This window comes from Pseudomonas sp. SR18 (genome assembly GCF_023701505.1).
Taxonomy (GTDB): Bacteria; Pseudomonadota; Gammaproteobacteria; order Pseudomonadales; family Pseudomonadaceae; genus Aquipseudomonas; species Aquipseudomonas cyclaminis.
Window position 1 is genome coordinate 37,298 of record NZ_JAMQAU010000001.1, and the last position, 16,623, is coordinate 53,920.

The 16,623-nt window shown below is 61.2% G+C and carries 17 protein-coding genes and 1 tRNA gene; 4 read left to right on the plus strand and 14 right to left on the minus strand.

Translation table 11 applies throughout. The features are described from left to right. Positions 1 to 33 precede the first annotated feature (33 nt). From NDJ82_RS00200 to NDJ82_RS00210, 3 genes are all read right to left on the minus strand, one after another. On the minus strand, positions 34 to 1,347 hold the full coding sequence (locus NDJ82_RS00200; RefSeq protein ID WP_099586970.1) for a methyl-accepting chemotaxis protein: 1,314 nt from the start codon (positions 1,345 to 1,347) through the stop codon (positions 34 to 36). Between the two features lie 112 nt (positions 1,348 to 1,459). Continuing rightward, positions 1,460 to 1,729, minus strand: coding sequence for a hypothetical protein (locus tag NDJ82_RS00205; RefSeq protein WP_158878051.1), 270 nt, complete (start codon positions 1,727 to 1,729; stop codon positions 1,460 to 1,462). 123 nt (positions 1,730 to 1,852) lie between these two features. After that, on the minus strand, positions 1,853 to 2,602 hold the full coding sequence (locus NDJ82_RS00210) for a hypothetical protein (protein WP_099586972.1): 750 nt from the start codon (positions 2,600 to 2,602) through the stop codon (positions 1,853 to 1,855). Between the two features lie 115 nt (positions 2,603 to 2,717). On the opposite strand from NDJ82_RS00210, the gene NDJ82_RS00215 reads away from it, so the two are divergent. Continuing rightward, positions 2,718 to 3,074, plus strand: coding sequence for a hypothetical protein (locus NDJ82_RS00215; RefSeq protein WP_191946320.1), 357 nt, complete (start codon positions 2,718 to 2,720; stop codon positions 3,072 to 3,074). Positions 3,075 to 3,078: 4 nt separating this feature from the next. Here the strand turns inward: NDJ82_RS00215 and NDJ82_RS00220 are convergent. Next, positions 3,079 to 3,169, minus strand: a tRNA-Ser gene (locus NDJ82_RS00220). 152 nt (positions 3,170 to 3,321) lie between these two features. Here NDJ82_RS00220 and NDJ82_RS00225 point away from each other — a divergent pair. Continuing rightward, on the plus strand, positions 3,322 to 3,993 hold the full coding sequence (locus NDJ82_RS00225; protein WP_078048997.1) for a Bax inhibitor-1/YccA family protein: 672 nt from the start codon (positions 3,322 to 3,324) through the stop codon (positions 3,991 to 3,993). Positions 3,994 to 4,055: 62 nt separating this feature from the next. On the opposite strand, the gene murB is transcribed toward NDJ82_RS00225, so the two are convergent. The 8 genes from murB to NDJ82_RS00265 are packed head-to-tail and all read right to left on the minus strand — an operon-like array spanning position 4,056 to position 10,886. Continuing rightward, complete coding sequence (gene murB / locus NDJ82_RS00230; RefSeq protein ID WP_250924734.1) at positions 4,056 to 5,075, minus strand: UDP-N-acetylmuramate dehydrogenase; 1,020 nt, start codon at positions 5,073 to 5,075, stop codon at positions 4,056 to 4,058. Then, entirely contained in the window at positions 5,072 to 5,536 is a 465-nt protein-coding gene (locus NDJ82_RS00235) for a low molecular weight protein-tyrosine-phosphatase (protein WP_250924735.1), read from the minus strand. The genes murB and NDJ82_RS00235 overlap by 4 nt, the downstream gene beginning before the upstream one ends. Continuing rightward, positions 5,536 to 6,300 (minus strand): 3-deoxy-manno-octulosonate cytidylyltransferase, encoded by a 765-nt coding sequence (gene kdsB, locus NDJ82_RS00240; protein ID WP_099586975.1) that lies wholly within the window; start codon positions 6,298 to 6,300, stop codon positions 5,536 to 5,538. Before kdsB ends, NDJ82_RS00235 begins: the two co-directional genes overlap by 1 nt. Then, positions 6,297 to 6,482: a Trm112 family protein gene (locus tag NDJ82_RS00245; protein ID WP_003174668.1), complete on the minus strand. Its 186-nt coding sequence runs from the start codon at positions 6,480 to 6,482 to the stop codon at positions 6,297 to 6,299. Before NDJ82_RS00245 ends, kdsB begins: the two co-directional genes overlap by 4 nt. Before the next feature lie 24 nt (positions 6,483 to 6,506). Beyond that, a complete protein-coding gene (gene lpxK / locus NDJ82_RS00250; RefSeq protein ID WP_250924736.1) occupies positions 6,507 to 7,517 on the minus strand; it encodes a tetraacyldisaccharide 4'-kinase in 1,011 nt (336 codons plus the stop codon). Next, positions 7,517 to 7,945, minus strand: a complete 429-nt coding sequence (gene pocB, locus NDJ82_RS00255) for a flagellar polar localization protein PocB (protein WP_099586977.1) — start codon at positions 7,943 to 7,945, stop codon at positions 7,517 to 7,519. The genes lpxK and pocB overlap by 1 nt, the downstream gene beginning before the upstream one ends. Next, complete coding sequence (gene pocA / locus NDJ82_RS00260) at positions 7,942 to 8,577, minus strand: flagellar polar localization protein PocA (protein ID WP_099586978.1); 636 nt, start codon at positions 8,575 to 8,577, stop codon at positions 7,942 to 7,944. The genes pocB and pocA overlap by 4 nt, the downstream gene beginning before the upstream one ends. A gap of 44 nt (positions 8,578 to 8,621) precedes the next feature. Next, entirely contained in the window at positions 8,622 to 10,886 is a 2,265-nt protein-coding gene (locus NDJ82_RS00265; protein WP_250924737.1) for a DNA internalization-related competence protein ComEC/Rec2, read from the minus strand. A gap of 135 nt (positions 10,887 to 11,021) precedes the next feature. On the opposite strand from NDJ82_RS00265, the gene NDJ82_RS00270 reads away from it, so the two are divergent. Then, positions 11,022 to 11,543 (plus strand): DUF2062 domain-containing protein, encoded by a 522-nt coding sequence (locus NDJ82_RS00270; protein ID WP_112195857.1) that lies wholly within the window; start codon positions 11,022 to 11,024, stop codon positions 11,541 to 11,543. On the opposite strand, the gene NDJ82_RS00275 is transcribed toward NDJ82_RS00270, so the two are convergent. Continuing rightward, on the minus strand, positions 11,540 to 12,913 hold the full coding sequence (locus tag NDJ82_RS00275; protein ID WP_250924738.1) for a sensor histidine kinase: 1,374 nt from the start codon (positions 12,911 to 12,913) through the stop codon (positions 11,540 to 11,542). The two genes, NDJ82_RS00270 and NDJ82_RS00275, sit on opposite strands and share 4 nt — an antisense overlap. Then, positions 12,897 to 13,625 (minus strand): response regulator transcription factor, encoded by a 729-nt coding sequence (locus NDJ82_RS00280; RefSeq protein WP_250924739.1) that lies wholly within the window; start codon positions 13,623 to 13,625, stop codon positions 12,897 to 12,899. The genes NDJ82_RS00275 and NDJ82_RS00280 overlap by 17 nt, the downstream gene beginning before the upstream one ends. A 205-nt stretch (positions 13,626 to 13,830) precedes the next feature. Between NDJ82_RS00280 and NDJ82_RS00285 the strand changes: the two genes are divergently transcribed. After that, positions 13,831 to 16,584, plus strand: coding sequence for a response regulator (locus NDJ82_RS00285; RefSeq protein ID WP_099586983.1), 2,754 nt, complete (start codon positions 13,831 to 13,833; stop codon positions 16,582 to 16,584). Positions 16,585 to 16,623: the final 39 nt, after the last annotated feature.

Below are 16,623 nucleotides of genomic sequence, written 5' to 3' on the forward strand. Positions count from 1 at the left end.
CTCAAATCAAAACCAAGCAGCCCTATGCCTGGGCTATTGCAGCTCGTTCGCAAAACGCCCCACTGCGTTCACCACCTGCTTGGCGCCACCCTGGATCTCGGTGATGACGGCGCCAGCCTGGTTGGCCAGTGTCAAGCCTTGCTCAGCCTGCTCGCGACTGCTGAACATCTCGGTAATGGCTTCGTCGGCGAGGCGTTGGTTCTGTTGGACCACGCTGACGATCTCTTCGGTTGCCGTGCTGGTACGGCTGGCCAATTGCCTTACTTCATCCGCTACCACCGCGAATCCACGGCCCTGTTCACCTGCACGAGCAGCCTCAATGGCGGCATTGAGTGCAAGCAGATTGGTTTGCGCGGCGATGCCGCCGATGGTCTGCACAATCGCGCTGATCAGCAGCGACTGTTTGCCAAGCGCCTCAATGCTGCCGGTGGCGGATTGCATCTGCAGGGCGATGTTTTGCATGGTCTGCACGGTGTCTTGCACAACCGCCGCGCCGCGTTCGGCCGTGACGTCGGTTTGTAAAGAAACCTCGTAGGCCACGCCGGCGGCGGCCTTGACCTCGGACTCGCGCAAGACCTGGTCAGTGACCACACTGGCAAACTTGACCACTTTGCACAGCTTGCCCTCGGCGTCGTGCACCGGGTTGTAGGTGGCTTCGAGCCAGACCTCGTTGCCGCGGCTGTCCACACGCTTGAAGCGGCTGGCAACAAATTCGCCGCGATTGAGGGTTTGCCAGAACGCAGCGTATCCGCTCGAAGCGGCCTCCTGCGCGGTGCAAAACAGACTGTGCTTTTTGCCGACGATCTGATCGAGCGTATAGCCCATGGCGTCGAGAAACTGGGTATTGGCGGTGACCACCGTCCCATCCAATCTGAACTGAATGACGGCCGTCGAGCGGATCAACGCGTTGATAAACGCTTCGTTTTCCTTGGCTTGCTCAATGGCGCGACTGACCTCGATGCCGTAGCCCTGGATCTGCGACAGCTGGCCGTCGCGCGCGTTGATCGGGCACCAGGTGAGGTTGATCCAGGCCAGGCTGCCGTCACTGCGCAGGAAGCGGTAATCGTCGCTCACCGGCTCGGAGCGGGCGACTGCTGCATTGAAATCACGGAAACAAGGTAAATCCCTGACGTAAGGCGGAACAATTTCACTCAAGAGACGGCCCTGCAATTGCTCGCAGGAGTAGCCCAGGGTCCGGGCAAAATCCTCGTTGACGGCAATGAGCCGCATGTCGGCATCCAGGCATATTGAGAGCATGCCGCGGTCATACTGCGTAACGAGCTGTCGCAATTGGAAAAGCTCGTCGTCCCGGTCCTGCAGATCCTTCTTCAAGCGGCGATTGAACATGGCGGCGTCCCTGAGGTAGTTATCACTGCATCGGCCATGCGGCCTGCGGCTTGAGCATAGGCCGATGAACAGTTAGTTGCTCACTCAGTTGTCTCGCGCAACAGAAATAGATCTAACCGGCAGGCCTATCCAGTGTCTGCATCAGATCGTCCGCCTCCGAGCCCACCGGAAACCTGAAGCCGTGCATCTGGTCGGCCGCCAGTATTGCCCTGAGGGCCTCGACAAACTGCGCCTCGGAGGGTGAATCACGCAGCAATTTGTGCGCCGGTAATAACAACTCGGCAGGAACCCCCTCGACACTTGCGGCGTCGATAACGGCAAAGAGGATAAAGCGCAGGCGTATCTCGCGGTCCGTCGGCCACACCGTTTTTCGCTTACCCAAGGTAGGGCCTCACTTTTTCGGAAAAGTCCGAGGCTATTGCCGACGTCGGGGCGTTTCAAGCATGGGGGCGCAACATAGGCCACTTCCTACATTGAAAAGAGAAAAGCCGTACGCGCCATCCGTTCACTGCACCGGCAGGAAATTCATCAGCAACAAACTTTGCGCATAGTTGAGACCGATACGCCGATATCGCTCATCCAGCATCTGGGTCAGCAGGTCAAGCCGCGCCACAATCTTGCCGAACTCCACGGCAAAACTGAGGTTGCTGCCTTCCTCCGAGATCTCATTGGAAAACAGCAGCAACACGCCATTCGCATCCTGACGCTTGCTCAGCAGCCAAGTAGCCTTCTCGATATTGCGCGCGGCATTGCTGACGAACTGCGGGTTGATCGAATCGGTCATGTAGAACTCAGTGCGCCCGCCGTGGGCGGTCACCAACATACTGCCGATCGCGTATATAAAGGCGCCCACCCGGTCGCCCTGAAACTCCGGACTCAAGGAGTAACTCAACGCGGCCAGGTCGCGACGCTCACCCAGGGCAGGCAGCGGTCGACGCTGCTCGATTGCCTGGCGAATTTCCCGCTCGGCACTCACCGCATCCGGATAACCCGATTGCCGCCACTGGCTGGGGTTACGCAGGTATAGCTTGCTCATCAGCAGATACAGGCTTTGCAGATTGTCGCGCATGCCCAGGGTGGCCATGCGATCGACACTGGTCTGAAAGAACTCATCGGGCTTGCCATTGGTGAACTGCTTGGCAATGTCCTGCCCCTGTTGCTGGGTGCAACCTGTCGCGCCGAATATGAAGATCGCAGCCAACAGCAGCAGCCGGCGTATGCGACGAATGTTTGAAAGAGGAAACGTGCGATCCATCGGCACCCGATCTTGTTCTTCTGCCCTCGCGGGGAATCGGCGGGGCTGGGACAAAGATAGAGCAGAGAAATCAAAAAAAGTGCGACAGGCATCGGCAAATTGTCATGAGACCCGCATGCCAGCGCGTTTCGTGACGAATTCGTTTCAGGGTCTATACTTTCTGGAGCAGTTGCGTGTGTTGTTGGCGAGCCAGGGTGGCATTTCAACCTTCGAGCGGCCTGGCGCGTGTATGCACATCGCCTACGGCACTACCACCGGCAACTGCAAACGAGGTGACGGCGATGAAACATCCAATTCGAGCACAAATGTTTGCCCAAGTGATCTGCCTGCTTTCGGTGGCTCAGCTTTTTTGCTGATTGAGATGAGAAACGGCCTTGAAGATTGGCTGCGGGAGTGGCACGGCGAAGTATTGCCCATCGGACTGCCAAACCGCAGAAACACAAAAGCCCCGCATTGCGGGGCTTTCGTTTGAATCTTGGCGGGAAACCAGGGATTCGAACCCTGGGAACGCTATTAACGTTCGCCGGTTTTCAAGACCGGTGCATTCAACCACTCTGCCAATTTCCCTTGTGCATCACAGGATTATAGTAGGCCATCCTGTCTCAGCGGGCGCCATAATACCCGAATGAAACACACTGTCAAACTCTCGCCATCGCTTGTTACAGAGCGTCTGTTATGATCTTTGCGACTGAACGTTTCAAAACCGAAGGAGTGTCGCCATGCGCGAACAGAATTACGCAGTGAATGGTAACGCGCAGGCTGAGCAGCTTGAAGTCAGCCGCGTGTTGCGCAACACCTATGGCCTGCTCGCCCTTACCCTCGCATTCAGCGGCGTGATGGCGTTCGTGGCGCAGCAGATGCGCGTCGGCTATCCGAATATCTTTGTTGTACTGATCGGCTTCTATGGCCTGTTTTTCCTGACCAACAAGCTGCGTGACTCGGCCTGGGGCCTGGTGTCGGCGTTTGCCTTGACCGGTTTCATGGGCTTTATCCTCGGCCCGATCCTCAACCGTTACCTCGGCATGGCCGGTGGTGCGGAAGTGGTCAGCTCGGCGTTTGCCATGACGGCCCTGGTGTTTGGTGGCCTGTCGGCCTACGTGCTGATCACCCGCAAGGACATGAGCTTCCTGGGCGGCTTCATCACCGCAGGTTTCTTTGTGTTGCTGGCGGCAGTGGTTGCAGGCATGTTCTTCCAGATCAGCGGGCTGCAACTGGCGATCAGCGCGGGGTTTGTGCTGTTCTCCTCGGTATGCATCCTGTTCCAGACCAGTGCCATCATCCACGGCGGTGAGCGCAACTACATCATGGCTACCGTCAGCCTGTATGTATCGATCTACAACCTGTTTGTCAGCCTGTTGCAGATCTTCGGCATCATGAGCCGCGATGACTGATTGTTAGCGGCATAAAAAATGCCCCGCATCGAAAGATGCGGGGCATTGTTGTTTTCAGGGCATCAATACTGGTTGGGTTCCATTTCCAGCTGGACCTTGAAACGCTCGGCGATATCCGTTTGGATACGCTGGGCCAGCTTCGCGATGTCGTGCCCTGTGGCGCTGCCATAGTTGACCAGCACCAGCGCCTGCAGTTTGTGCACGCCCGCATCCCCTTCACGGAAGCCCTTCCAGCCGGCCTTGTCGATCAGCCAACCGGCGGCAAGCTTCATGTGCCCATCCGCCTGGGGGTAGGCCACCAGGTCCGGATACAGCGCTTGTAGCTCTTCGGCCAAGGCCTTGGTCACCAGCGGGTTCTTGAAGAAGCTGCCGGCATTGCCCAGGACTGCCGGGTCCGGCAGTTTTTCGCTGCGGATGCTGCAAATTGCGCGGCTGACGTCGCTAGGCGTCGCGTCGGTGATGCCCTGCCCGGCCAAGCGCTGTTGCACCGGGCCGTAATCGAGCTTGAGGTGACTGGCGCGGCTCAGGGCAAAGCGGACCCGCAGGATCAGCCAGCGACCGGTTTCGTGCTTGAACAGGCTGTCACGGTAGGCAAACTTGCATTCTTGCAGGCTGAAGTCCCGCAGTTCGCCGGTGTGGCGATCCAACGCGGTGAGGCCGGCGAATACATCCTTGATCTCCACGCCGTAGGCGCCAATGTTCTGCATCGGGGCAGCGCCGACGGTACCCGGGATCAGGCTGAGGTTTTCCAGGCCGCAAAAACCCTGTGCCAATGTCCAGAGCACAAACGGGTGCCAGGCCTCGCCCGCTTCGGCTTCGACCACTACGTGCACGCCATCATCGTGCAGCACGCGAATGCCCTGGCTGGCCATGCGCAGTACCAACGCAGCGATATCCTGGGTTAGCAGCAGATTGCTACCACCGCCAATCACCAGCAACGGCAACGCTTGCGCCGAAGCATAAGCCAGAGCCTCTCGCACATCGGCATCGCTTCGGGCTTCGGCATACAGCTGGGCGCGCACGTCGATGCCAAAGCTGTTGAATGGCTTGAGGGAAACCTGCGCCAGCACGTCCAAGGTCATAACCGCCCCTTCAATTCGATCACCAATAAATCACAGGCCCGTTCGATCAGGTCCAGCACCCGCTCGAAGCCTTGCTCGCCTTCGTAATACGGGTCTGGCACGTCGTCCACTTGCGAGTCGTAGCGGCGCAGGAACAAATCCAGTTCGGCCTTACCCTGCCCCGACTGCAGCGCCTTGAGGTTGCGCAGGTTGCTGCCATCCATCGCGAGGATCAGGTCATAACGCGCAAAGTCGGCGCGGGATACCTGCTGGGCGCGCTGAGCCGACAAATCGTAACCGCGCACCATCGCCGCACGTTGGCTGCGCTGGTCCGGCGGGTTGCCGACGTGCCAGTCGCCAGTGCCGGCAGATGCCACCTCGACCTTCCCGGCCAGCCCGGCCTCGCGCAATTTATGGCGCAGAACACCTTCAGCGGTGGGCGAGCGACAGATATTGCCCAGGCAGACAAACAGAACCTCCATCAGGCCCCCAGCAGGCGACGGACGCGCTCAAGGTCTTCCTGGGTATCGACACCGGCAGGCGGCGCTTCAAGGGCATCGCCCACATGGATACGCACGCCGTGCCACAGGGCTCGCAGTTGCTCCAGGGATTCGGTATTTTCCAGCCAGCACGGCCCCCAACTGACGAAGTCGTGCAGGAAACCGGCGCGGTAGGCATAGATGCCGATATGGCGGCGGTACGGCACGCCCTCCGGCAACACATCGGGATTGCTGGCGAAGGCGTCACGCGCCCAGGGCAAGGTCGAACGGCTGAAGGTCAGTGCCAGGCCATTCACATCGCTGACGACCTTCACCACGTTCGGATTGAACAAAGTGTCGATGTCCTCAATCGGCTCGGCCAGGGTGGCCATCCGCGCCTCACCATGGGCAGCCAGGTTGGCGGCCACCTGGTCGATCACACTCGGCGGGATCAAAGGCTCGTCGCCTTGCACATTGACCACGATGGCGTCAGGCGCCAGGCCAAGCTGCGTGGCCACTTCGGCCAGGCGGTCGGTGCCGGAATTATGGTCTTCGCGGGTCAGAACCGCTTCGGCACCGAACCCTTTGCAGGCTTCGATAATGCGCGGGTCGTCGGTGGCCACGACCACCCGATCGGCGCTGCTTTTGCAGGCCTGTTCCCAGACCAGTTGGATCATCGGCTTGTTGCCGATCAGTTGCAGCGGCTTGCCTGGCAGGCGGGTCGATGCGTAACGCGAGGGAATAACGACGGTAAAGGCGGTGGTCATTTATCCAGGCGCTCATCGGTGGTCAGGGTGCGGGCTTCGCTTTCCAGCATCACCGGGATGCCATCACGGATCGGGTACGCCAGGCCGGCGCCTTTGCTGATCAGCTCGGTTTTATCGGCGCTGAGCTTGAGCGGGCCTTTGCAGATCGGGCAAGCGAGGATGTCGAGCAGTTTGGTGTCCATGAGTGTTTCCTGGAAAGAAGCGTTTTAAGGCAAGAGACGGGCGGGCAACAAGCGCATCAGCTGCGTGTCGAACCAGACGACGAACGCCGGCGACGGCACGGCATCCACTGCAAGGTACCACCAGTCGGGCTGGGCAAAGGCGCGGCACTTCACCGCGTCCTTCTCGGTCATGACCAGCGGCAATGACGGTGTAAAATTCAAGACCTCGGCGCTGTAGGGCGCGTGGTCGGCAAACGCATGGGGAATCGGCTGCCAGTGTAGCGTTTCAAGGGTGTTGAAGAAACGTTGCGGGTTACCGATACCGGCGACCGCGTGCACCGACTGACCTGCTTGAAAGTACTCCACTGGCTGGCGCTCGCCGGTATGCAGGTTGACCAGTGCCGTAGGCTGCAGACGGAAGGCAAAGCCGTCGTCGCGATCTGATTCAGCCCCGTTGTAGAGCAGTGCATCAACACTCTGCAGGCGCTCGACCGGCTCACGCAGCGGCCCGGCAGGCAGGCAACGGCGGTTGCCGAGGCCGCGGGCGGCGTCGATCAACACCAGCTCCAGGTCACGGGCCAGGCGATAGTGTTGCAGGCCGTCGTCGGAAAGGATCAGGTCGAGAGTCTCGCTGGCCAACAGTGCCTTTACCGCACGGCTGCGGTCAGGGTCGATTACCAAGGGCACGCCGCAGCGCTGCACGATCAGCAAAGGTTCGTCACCCGCCACCGCGGCGCTGTGGCTGGCCTCGACGCGCCAGGGCAGCTGAGGAGGCTTGGCGCCGTAACCCCGACTGACCACGCCGACACGCAAGCCACTGCGCCGACAATGTTCGATCAACCACAGGATCAACGGCGTTTTGCCGGTGCCGCCCACGGTGATGTTCCCGACCACCACCACGGGTACGGGCGACTGATAGATCTCTCCCTCGCCCGCCACAAACCGAGCGCGTTTGCGCTGCACCACACGGCGATACAAAGACTCCAGCGGCCGCAATAACGCGAGCGCCGGATGGCCCTCGTACCAGGCCTTGAGCAGACGATCGGACATGGCCATCAGGGTTGACTCGCCGCCTCGACGGTGCTCATGCGCAGATGGCTGAACCCGAGCTTGCCGGCCGCGTCCATCGCGGTGATCACGGCCTGGTGTTGGGTTTTACCATCGGCACTGATGGACAGCGGCAACTGGGTATCACCGCCGGATTCTTTCTCCAGGGCGACCATCAGGCTGGCGAGATCGTTTTTCTCCAGCAACTGGTTATTCACCGAAAACACCCCGTCGGCGCTGATGGCGATGTCCAGTTGCTTGACTTGCTGGTCCTCGGCCGGCGACCCACTCACCGCTTCCGGCAAGTCGACACGCAGCTCGGTTTGCCGGGTGAAGGTGGTGGTGACGACAAAGAACAGCAGCAGGATAAACACCACGTCGATCAGCGACGCGAGGTTGATATCGACATTTTCCCGTTGCTTGCGGCGAAATTTCACGCTTTGCCCCCAACCAGGTCCACATCACGATCGCCTTGCACCACTTCCACCAGCTTGATGGCTTCCTGCTCCATACCGACCACCAGCTCATCGATACGCCGCTGCAAGAAACGGTGGAAGAACACCGCAGGAATACCCACCATCAGGCCCGCTGCCGTAGTGATCAACGCCTTGGAAATACCCCCGGCGAGCACGGCCGCATTGGTGGTCATGCCCGAGCCCATGAACGAGCTGAAAATGTCGATCATGCCCAGCACCGTTCCCAGCAAACCGAGCAGCGGCGCCATGGCAGCGATGGTGCCAAGGGCATTGATATAGCGCTCCAGCTCATGGATAACCCGAGCGGCGGCCTCTTCGATGCATTCTTTCATGATCTCGCGGCCATGCTTGGAGTTGGCCAGGCCCGCGGCGAGGATTTCACCCAGGGGCGAGTCAGCGCGCAGTGCCTTGAGTTTTTCCTTGTCCAGCTGTTTGTTCTTGATCCAGCCCCAGACCTGCCCCAGTAGATGCTCGGGGGTAACGCGACTGGCACGCAGGGTCCACAGGCGTTCGGCAACGATGCCGAGTGCGGCGATGGAGCTCATGATAATCGGCAACATCATCCAGCCGCCGGATTTGACCAATTCCCACACAGTGAATGTCCCCTCGAAAAAGTGCGCCACTTTACCATATAGGTTCAGCGGCGGGGTTTGTCGGCAATGCTGCCGACGCCGGACCCGGGTAACCGTTCACGCCAGAAACGCCGTTGACTGCGCGCAACAACGGGTGGCATGAAGGCGCCCAGTTGCAGGCGCACGGCACCCTGTTCGGCGCTGTCGTACACCCGGCTGCCCAACGCCTGGTACCGCGCAATGACCTGCGGATGGGGATGACCGAACGCATTGCCGCGCCCTCGGGAAATCAGCACCGATGTGGGCGCCAGGCGCTTTAGAAACGGCCCGGACGACGAACTGCGGCTGCCGTGGTGAGGGGCTTGCAGCCAATCGGTGCGTACGGCCAAGGGTGAAGCGAGAAATGCCCGCTCGGCGGCCCGATCAATATCCCCGGTGAGCAGCAGCCGCTCGCCGTTGGCCTGGACCTGCAGAACGCAGGACTTCGGGTTGCCCTCTGAAGCGTCAGGCCACTGCCACAGCTCGAATAACACACCATCCCATTCCCACCGCTCACCGCTGACACACGGCTGGGTGCCGAGAAACGTGGGCAACCCCTCGGTTTCACCGCCTACGACCCGCCTGATGGGCAACCCACGGGCAACAGCCGCCGCCCCACCGGCATGATCGGCGTCAGCATGGCTGAGCAACATCAGATCCAGCGACCCGACGCCGAGCTTTTTCAACGCAGGCAGCACCACGCGAGCCCCCAGGTCAACCGCCCCCGAACGCGGGCCGGCATCGTAGAGCAACGTGTGATGGCGCGTGCGCAGCACCAGGGACTGCCCCTGCCCCACATCCAACTGCACCACCTCCACCCGGCCATGGGGCACCGGCTCGCGCGGTGGAAAGACTGCCAACAGCAGCATGGGCCAGCCCAGCAGCCGAAACGGCACGCCTTTGGGCAGCAATAGCAGCACCGCGCCCATCAGGCTGACCAGCCAGTACCCCACCGGCACCTCGGCAGGTACCCACGCAGGCACGTGGCCCGCAAGCCACGCCAGGCCCCGGAACAACCCATCCAGCGCCCCACCCGCCAGCCACAGCAAGCCCTCCCCCAGATAAGTCAGCGGCAGCATCAGGGTCCCCAGCAACGCCAGTGGCAACACCACGAGACTGATCCACGGTACGGCCGCCAGATTGGCCAGCGGCGCGCTGACGCTGATGGGCAATCCAAGCACCAACAACACGGGAAACAGACCAATGGCAATCAACCATTGAGGGCGCGTCCAGGCCTGCCAGGCACTCCACGGCCCCAAGCGCCCACCGAATGCCAAGATCAATACGGCAACAGCCGCAAAAGACAGCCAAAACCCCGGTTGCAGGCTGGCCAATGGCTCAAGAATCAGTACGCCATTAAGCGCCAGCAGCAATGGCCACCAGAACCCCAAATGACGGAAGCGTAAACGCCACAGCAGTACCAGGCCTACCATCACACAGGCCCGCTGAACCGGCACACCGAACCCCGCCAACAAGCCGTATGCCAGCGCGGCAGCGAACGCCAGGCCACACGCCCACGGCAGCCACGGCCAGGTGCGGGGCCAGAAACCGTAGCGTGCCAATAACGCGACCAACCCGTAGATCAAGCCCGCCAGCAAGCCGATATGCTGGCCGGAAATCACCAGCAGATGCACCGTGCCAGTGTCCTGTAAGACCTGCCAATCCTCGGCTGACAGCCCGGAACCATCTCCCAGTACCAAGGCGGCCAGGCCCGCCTCGCGACCTTGAGCGTCAACGGCGATCAACCGTTGGCGCACCGTGTCGCGCCAGGCATGCCGGGCCGGCGACAGGCGCTCACCGTCCTTCACTGAGCCAGTCGCGCCAATCCGCTGGGCCAGCAGCCAGGCCTCCTGATCAAAACCGTGAAAATTGAGCAGCCCGGAAGGCCGTTTAAGCGTGACAGCCAGGCGCCAACGCTCCCCGCTGCGCACCTCGGGCCCACCGTGCCAGGACACGCGGATACGCTTGGGCAAGCGGGCGTTGCGCGACCGACTGTCGGCCAGTTCAAAACGCACTCCGGTGCCGGTCTGCTGCGGCAGCCCAACGACGCGGCCCTCCAGCCATCGCGTCTGGCCATCGAGCGCCGGTCGCAGACGATCATCCAGCGCCCCCTGCGCGCTGATGCACGCCCAGCTCAAACCCAGCAGGAAAAACGCCAGGGGCGACGTACGAAATGGCAGCAGCATCAATGCCAGCACCAGCATGGCTATCAGCCAACCAGTCGTCGGCAATGCCGGTAGAAAACGCAGGGCAAGCAACCCCAGCGCGAGCGCGAACATCCCTGTCTTCATGAATCATCCTTTTCAAGTGATCCACTCAGTCTTAGCTGGGTGTCGGCAACCGCCTATGATGTTTTGTCACAAAGTCTGAATTTTCTGTTTATAGAATGCGCGCATACTTGCCCCTCGAACTGACCTGGACCCCTTATGCCACGGCGCTTATTCAAACGGTACATGCCCGACCCCACCAGTATCAGGGAACACAAGTCATTACAGTTTCTTGGCACGCTGCTGCATGACCCGAACCTTTGGCACCTGAATCGGCACTCAGTGGCCCGTGCGATGGCGGTGGGCCTGTTCGCGGCATTTATCCCGATTCCGTTGCAGATGCTGTTGGCCGCAGTGCTTGCAATTACCGTGCGCGGCAATATGCCCATCGCCATCAGCCTGGTTTGGCTGACCAACCCGATTACCATGCCGGTGGTATTTATCTGCACCTACATGACCGGTGCCTGGTTGATGAACGTGCCACCGCGCAGCCTGCCCGATGACTTGACCTGGGAATGGATCAGCGGTCAGTTGAGTACGCTGTGGCAACCCTTCTTGCTGGGCTCGGTAGTATTGGGCATGGTGCTGGGCGCATTGGCCTATTGCCTGACCATGGGCTACTGGCGCTGGTGGGTTGCGCATCAATGGAAGAAACGCAAGCAGCGCCGGGCAAACGCCTAACGCGCCAGCAAACGCAGGTGCACACGTAAGCCCTGGCCGGTGTTTTCCGCCCACAGGCTGCCGTCCTGGCGTTGCACGGCATTGCGCGCAATGCTCAGGCCCAGGCCGAAGCCACCATCGCCGGGCCGTGAGCCGTCCAGGCGTGTAAACGGCGCGAAGATCCGCTCCAGATCCCCCTCGTCAATCCCCCCGCCCTGATCCTCCAGCCACAGGTGCCAGTACTCGCCATCGCGCCGCCCGTCCAGGCACACAACTCCATCCACCGGCGAATGACGTATGGCGTTGCGCAGGATATTTTCCAGGGCCTGGGCCAGGGCGTTCAGGTTGCCGCGCACCCAACAGTCAGCCGCCAGCAGGCAGGGCAATCGCGATACGGGCCAATCGCTTTCAAAGCATGCATTCTCCCGCAGCATGTCCCACAGTGCCTGCACCTGAAGATCTTCCTTGGGCAGCGGCGCCCGCTCCGTGTCCAGCCAGGCCAATTGCAGGCTGTCTTCCACCAGGCGCTGCATGGCATCGATCTCTCGGCCTAACCGCTCACGCAACTGCGCTAGGTCTTGCTCACTGTCACAGGCCACGCGCAAGCGGCTCAACGGTGTACGCAGTTCATGGGACATGTCCCGCAGCAGTTGCTGCTGCAACACCACCGTGCCCTGCAACCGCTCGGACATATGATCAAACGCGCGCCCCAACTCGCCCAGTTCATCCTGACGACTGGTGGCGTCGTGGGACATCCGCGTATTCAACTGATCAGCTCGCCAGGCATTGGCCTGCTCGCGCAGTTGATTGAGGGGCATGATCAACAGCCGATACAGGCCAACGCACAGCAACAAGGTAAACAAACCGGGGATCACCCCGTTGGTCACCACCCGCCAGAACACTTGATAGCGCCCCGGCATAAAACGCTGCGGCAGTTCGATGACCAGCGAACCGGCGCCCGGATCAACCGCAAACGGGATCTTGAGCCACGGCAAGCCCTTGACGTGGCGACTCACCGGCCAATCCAGGCCGCGCAGGAAGGTCAGGCGCTGGCTCTCTGTATCGGTCAGCGGGTAGCTGCTCAAGGACTGCAAGTCATTGCCGATCACACCGATCCAGGTACGTTCCTGCTTGCCCATGGCCTGCAGCCATGCATCAACACCCGCATGACCGCCCCGGTTCCAGGCCTGCTCGGCGCTGACCGCATAACCACTCAACGTAACCCTCGCCTCGTCGGACAGGTACGCGTTCTTTTGCTCCATGTAGCGGCCCCAGGACCAACTGAGCCAGATCATCAGCAGGCAGAAGGCAATCAACAGGCAGGCGAGCTTCCAGAACAAAGAATGCTTGCCCGGCAGCCGTTTCAGCGCACCGTCAAAGCCCATCGTCATGACCACTCAACACATAACCCTTGCCCCACACCGTGCGCACTTCGCGCTCGTTGTAGCCGATGGCCTTGAGCTTGCGACGGATCTGGCTGATGTGCATGTCGAGGCTGCGGTCATGGGGCGCATAGCCACGTTGCAATACATGCTGGTAGAGAAACGCTTTGCTGAGGACTTCTTCGGTATTGCGGTGCAGGGTTTCCAGCAGACGGTATTCGCTGCGGGTCAGGCCAGCCGAGTGTTCCAGATGAAACACATCGCACAGCTCGTCGTCGAACCGCAGCGTGCGGGCGTCCCCACGCTCCGGCGCAAGTGTCGCCAGCGGGCGCCGATCCAGGGCCACCCTGCGCAGGATGGCTTCGATCCGCACGCGCAACTCGACCATGCTGAAGGGTTTAGGCAAATAGTCATCGGCACCCAGGCGAAAACCGCTGACGCGATCGGCCTCGGCGCCCAATGCTGACATCAGGATCACCGGGATCGAATGGCTCTGGCGCAGATGGGTCAGAATCGACAAGCCGTCCAGCCCCGGCAGCAGGATATCCATCAACACCACGTCGAACGCCTGTTCGCGGGCCATCTCCAACCCTAGCTGGCCGTTCTGGCACCACGTGACCTGGAAGCCACAGCGCCCCAGATGCTCGTGGACATAGGCGCCCAGCACGGGGTCATCTTCAATGGTCAGGATACTGGGTAGGCCAACTGCTGCGGGATTCATTAGCGTCTGCAAGTCATTCTCAATCACTGATTATTCAAGATAACCCGGGCGCAGGCAATCGCCACACGACGCCAAACAGGCCGAAGATTGCGCCCTGTCATTAATTTGCAAGATTCCGGGCCGCGCAAATGGCTACACTGCGCAGGTGGCGCGGGCCGGACGCCGGCGCGGAAGATTGATATCAGTGTGGTAGCAGGAGAGTGGCGTGCTTAGAAGAATGGGGATAAAAGGCCGCGTACTGTTGCTGAGCTTATTACCGACCAGCCTGATGGCCTTGTTGTTGGGCGGCTACTTTACCTGGATGCAGCTCTCGGAATTGCAGGCCCAATTGCTGCAACGCGGCGAAATGATCACCGAGCAACTGGCCCCGCTGGTGGCTCCCGCGTTGAGCAGCAAGAACACGGACCTGCTGGAACGCATTGCCACTCAGTCCCTGGAGCAACTGGACGTGCGCACCGTGGCGTTCCTCGCACCGGACCGCACGCCCCTCGCCCACGCCGGCCCGACCATGCTCAACCAGCCGCCGGTCGGCAACAGTTCGCACCTGCTGCAACGCACCGACAACGACGCCACGCGCTACCTGCTGCCGGTGTTTGGCCGCCATCGCAACCTGGCGGGCGACCTGATCCCCGATGAAGCCGACCGCCTGCTGGGGTGGGTCGAGGTAGAACTGTCCCACAACGGTATGTTGCTGCGCGGCTATCGCAGCCTGTTCGCCAGCCTGCTGTTGATTGCCATCGGCCTGATCTGCACCGCAGCCCTGGCGCTGCGCATCAGCCGTACGATCAACGGGCCGATAGGCCTGATCAAGCAAGCCGTGGCCCAACTCAAGGACGGCAACCTGGAAACCCGCTTGCCGCCTTTGGGCAGCCAGGAGCTCGACCAGCTCGCCTCAGGCGTCAACCGCATGGCCGAAACCCTGCAAAACGCCCAGGAAGAATTGCAGCACAGCATCGACCAAGCCACCGAAGACGTGCGCCAGAACCTGGAAACCATCGAAATCCAAAACATCGAGCTGGACCTGGCGCGCAAAGAGGCGCTGGAGGCCAGCCGTATCAAGTCCGAGTTCCTGGCCAATATGAGCCATGAAATCCGCACGCCGCTCAACGGCATCCTCGGCTTTACCCACCTGCTGCAAAAAAGCGAGCTCACGCCGCGCCAGTTGGACTACCTGGGCACTATCGAAAAATCCGCCGACAACCTGCTGGGCATCATCAATGAGATCCTCGACTTCTCGAAGATCGAGGCCGGCAAACTGGTACTCGACAGCATCCCGTTCAACCTGCGGGACTTGCTGCAAGACACCCTGACCATCCTCGCTCCCGCCGCCCATGCCAAGCAGTTGGAACTGGTCAGCCTGGTCTACCGCGACACGCCGCTGGCGCTGGTGGGCGACCCGCTGCGGCTCAAGCAGATCCTCACCAACCTGATCAGCAACGCGATCAAGTTCACCCGCGAGGGCACTATCGTGGCCCGAGCGATGATTGAAGAAGAACAGGAAGACAGCGTGCAACTGCGCATCAGCGTGCAGGACACCGGCATCGGCCTGTCCAGCCAGGACGTGCGCGCGCTGTTCCAGGCGTTCAGCCAGGCCGATAACTCGCTGTCACGCCAGCCGGGCGGCACCGGGCTGGGCCTGGTGATTTCCAAGCGCCTGATCGAGCAGATGGGCGGTGAAATCGGTGTAGACAGCACGCCGGGTGAAGGCTCGGAGTTCTGGATCAGCCTGAACCTGCCCAAAACCCGCGGCGACATTGAAGACCTGCCCTGCGCGCCACTGCTGGGCCACCGCGTGGCGGTACTGGAAAACCACGAACTGGCGCGCCAGGCCCTGCAACATCAACTGGAAGACTGCGGCCTGGAAGTCACGCCGTTCAATAGCCTGGAAAGCCTGACCAACGGCATCACCAGCGCCCATCAGACCGAGCAGGCCATTGACTTGGCCGTGCTCGGCGTAACCGCCAACGACATTCCGCCCGAGCGTCTCAACCAGCACCTTTGGGATCTCGAACGCCTCGGCTGCAAAGTGCTGGTGCTGTGCCCTACCACCGAACAGATGCTGTTCAACCAGTCCGTGCCCAACCCCAACAGCCAGTTGCAGGCCAAGCCGGCGTGCACCCGCAAGCTGCGCCGCGCCCTGTCCGACCTGATCAGCCCGCGCCCGTCGCGCAGCGAGCCGGGCGAGCCGCTGTCCAGCCGTGCGCCCCGTGTGCTGTGTGTCGACGACAACCCGGCGAACCTGCTGTTGGTGCAAACCTTGCTGGAAGACATGGGCGCCCAGGTGCGTGCGGTAGAAAGCGGTTATGCAGCGGTCGACGCCGTAAAACAGGACACCTTCGATCTGGTGCTGATGGACGTGCAAATGCCCGGCATGGATGGGCGCCAGAGTACCGAGGCGATACGCCAATGGGAAAGCGAGGGCCATGGCACGCCCTTGCCGGTGGTCGCCCTCACCGCCCACGCCATGGCCAACGAAAAACGCGCCTTGCTGCAAAGCGGCATGGACGATTACCTGACCAAACCCATCAGCGAACGGCAATTGGCCCAGGTGGTGTTGAAATGGACCGGCCTCGCCTTGCGTAACCAAGTGCCGGAGCGCGTCACCGAAGGGCTGGGCCCGGGCGTGCAGCTTCCGGTGCTCGACCATGAGGAAGGCCTGCGCCTGGCTGCGGGTAAAACCGATCTGGCCGCCGACATGCTCGCCATGCTGCTGGCCTCGCTGGAGGCAGACCGTCAGGCCATTCACGTTGCCCGCGATGCCAAGGACAATCTGGCGCTGATCGAGCGCGTCCACCGCCTGCACGGCGCCACCCGCTACTGTGGCGTGCCGCAACTGCGCGCTGCCTGCCAACGTGCCGAAACCCTGCTCAAGCAGGACGACGCCAAGGCCATGACGGCCCTGGACGAACTGGACATGGCCATCGCCCGGCTGGCCAGTGAAGCGCGGGTCAGCGTCTGACCCTATTTCAAGGCGCTGATCAACTGATAAATAGCAGGG

Excerpts from the sequence above, each read along its gene's own strand:
- NDJ82_RS00215 (WP_191946320.1), top strand. The coding sequence starts at position 2,718 with ATGCCAGCGCGTTTCGTGACGAATTCGTTTCAGGGTCTATACTTTCTG.
- kdsB (WP_099586975.1), bottom strand. The coding sequence starts at position 6,300 with ATGACCACCGCCTTTACCGTCGTTATTCCCTCGCGTTACGCATCGACC.
- NDJ82_RS00200 (WP_099586970.1), bottom strand. The coding sequence starts at position 1,347 with ATGTTCAATCGCCGCTTGAAGAAGGATCTGCAGGACCGGGACGACGAG.
- NDJ82_RS00245 (WP_003174668.1), bottom strand. The coding sequence starts at position 6,482 with ATGGACACCAAACTGCTCGACATCCTCGCTTGCCCGATCTGCAAAGGC.
- NDJ82_RS00275 (WP_250924738.1), bottom strand. The coding sequence starts at position 12,913 with ATGACGATGGGCTTTGACGGTGCGCTGAAACGGCTGCCGGGCAAGCAT.
- NDJ82_RS00280 (WP_250924739.1), bottom strand. The coding sequence starts at position 13,625 with ATGAATCCCGCAGCAGTTGGCCTACCCAGTATCCTGACCATTGAAGAT.
- murB (WP_250924734.1), bottom strand. The coding sequence starts at position 5,075 with ATGACCTTGGACGTGCTGGCGCAGGTTTCCCTCAAGCCATTCAACAGC.
- NDJ82_RS00270 (WP_112195857.1), top strand. The coding sequence starts at position 11,022 with ATGCCACGGCGCTTATTCAAACGGTACATGCCCGACCCCACCAGTATC.
- NDJ82_RS00265 (WP_250924737.1), bottom strand. The coding sequence starts at position 10,886 with ATGAAGACAGGGATGTTCGCGCTCGCGCTGGGGTTGCTTGCCCTGCGT.
- NDJ82_RS00235 (WP_250924735.1), bottom strand. The coding sequence starts at position 5,536 with ATGGAGGTTCTGTTTGTCTGCCTGGGCAATATCTGTCGCTCGCCCACC.
- NDJ82_RS00210 (WP_099586972.1), bottom strand. The coding sequence starts at position 2,602 with ATGGATCGCACGTTTCCTCTTTCAAACATTCGTCGCATACGCCGGCTG.
- lpxK (WP_250924736.1), bottom strand. The coding sequence starts at position 7,517 with ATGGCCATGTCCGATCGTCTGCTCAAGGCCTGGTACGAGGGCCATCCG.
- NDJ82_RS00225 (WP_078048997.1), top strand. The coding sequence starts at position 3,322 with ATGCGCGAACAGAATTACGCAGTGAATGGTAACGCGCAGGCTGAGCAG.